Origin of the sequence: Marinobacterium sp. xm-m-312, assembly GCF_013283295.1 — a bacterium.
In the GTDB taxonomy this organism is placed as follows: Bacteria; Pseudomonadota; Gammaproteobacteria; order Pseudomonadales; family Balneatricaceae; genus Marinobacterium_E.
Genome location: NZ_WBYS01000017.1, coordinates 1 through 1,276, shown reverse-complemented (window position 1 = coordinate 1,276; position 1,276 = coordinate 1). Strand labels below are relative to the sequence as shown.

1 protein-coding gene is annotated in these 1,276 nt (G+C 56.0%); it reads left to right on the top strand.

All coding sequences use genetic code 11. The features are described 5' to 3' along the window. Nucleotides 1-83: 83 nt before the first annotated feature. Entirely contained in the window at nt 84-1,121 is a 1,038-nt protein-coding gene (locus XMM312_RS11425; RefSeq protein WP_173482300.1) for an IS5 family transposase, read from the top strand. Nucleotides 1,122-1,276 lie beyond the last annotated feature (155 nt).

Sequence of the window (1,276 nt, the reverse complement as noted above, 5' to 3'; positions counted from 1 at the left end):
GGGCACCTCGAAAAACCTCCCTCACAGCACCGGTAGCCCTGTGATAGCATCAAGCAACCACTAACACCCGATAGATCAGTACCATGAAGAAGCGTAGCGCAATCAAAAACGACCTCTTTGCCAGCGAACATCACCGTGAAAAGATCGACCGGATCGGCGATCCTCTGGCTGAGATTGAGCAGCACATCAACTTCTCCGCACTGGCCGCTGAAGTTGACTGCATCGCGCCTCGAGTCGAAAGCACTCAGGGTGGGCGACCACCGTACCCGACTGAAACCATGGTGCGCATCCTGGTACTCAAGCGCCTCTATAACCTGTCGGATGAACAGATGGAGTACCAGCTGCTGGACCGAATGAGCTATCAGCGCTTCTGCGGGCTGACCCAAGCCATCAATATTCCGGATCGCACCACGATTTGGCACTTTGAAAATCGCATCGGTGAAGCCGGTGCCCAGGCCCTGTTCGATGGTGTATCGGCGCAACTGTTCAAGCAGGGCTTCATCGCCCGTGGTGGCCAGATCATTGATGCTACTCTGGTGCCAGCGCCCAAGCAGCATAACCGACGCAGTGACAAAGAGCTGCTGGATCAAAATGCCATGCCAGCGGACTGGAAGCCCGCTAAACGGCGGCAGAAGGATACCGATGCCAGCTGGACCAAGAAGCACGGAAAGAGCCATTTTGGCTACAAACTGTCAATCAACGTCGATGCCAAGTACAAGGTGATCCGGCGTTTTCAGTGTGACACTGCCAAAGTGCATGACAGCCAACATTTCGAGGCTGTTCTTGATCGGCACAACACCAGTCAGGACGTCTATGCCGATCGCGGTTACCCCTCGACCGAGCGAGAAGCCTGGCTGAAAGAGCACGGCTATCGCAACCATATTCAGCGCAAAGGCCACCGCCAGAAACCGTTATCGGAGTGCCAGCAACGACGCAATAAGCGGATTGCCAAAACCCGTGCCCGTGTCGAGCATGTGTTCGCCAGCGTCGATCAGATGGGTGGCAAGTTGATCCGCACAGTGGGTCAAGCGAGGGCCAACTTTGCGATGACCATGATGGCTGCCTGCTATAACCTGAAGCGGCTGGTGTACTTCCAGCGGGCCGGGATTAAGGCGTTTTGAGCCGTTGGTGGTGGTTCGGTGTGCCTCATGGGCACACAGAGACCTCCGCTGCAGGTCCAGAGGGCCCCAAAACGAGACGTAATCGATTAAAACTGGAGTCTTGCGGTTAGCTCAGCCCGTTCGGCAACGTATAAGCCGGGTTTTTCGAGGTGCCC